1 protein-coding gene is annotated in these 311 nt (G+C 38.9%); it reads left to right on the plus strand.

The genetic code is table 11. The features are described from left to right. Positions 1 to 311: SprB repeat-containing protein (locus LBV24_RS15175; protein ID WP_224479496.1), on the plus strand; the 311-nt coding region annotated here is incomplete at both ends.

Below are 311 nucleotides of genomic sequence, written 5' to 3' on the forward strand. Positions count from 1 at the left end.
CAGCATGTACAAACTATTACTGTGTCTCATCCCGTACTGACATTATCGGTAAATACGGTTACAGACGTATTGTGTAACGGTGAAAAAACAGGAAGTATCGATGTAGATGTTAATGGCGGTACGCCTCCGTTTACATATTTATGGTCTGACATCGATGGGACAACTACCGAAGATTTAAATAATGTCAATGCTGGTGCTTATAATGTAACGGTTACTGACGTTAATGGCTGTACAGCTACTATAGGTGCTACAATTAATGAACCATCAAGCCCTATTAGTATTAATATTAGCAAGCAAGATGCTACAACAGC

Source organism: Winogradskyella vincentii, assembly GCF_020166345.1.
Taxonomy (GTDB): Bacteria; Bacteroidota; Bacteroidia; order Flavobacteriales; family Flavobacteriaceae; genus Winogradskyella; species Winogradskyella vincentii.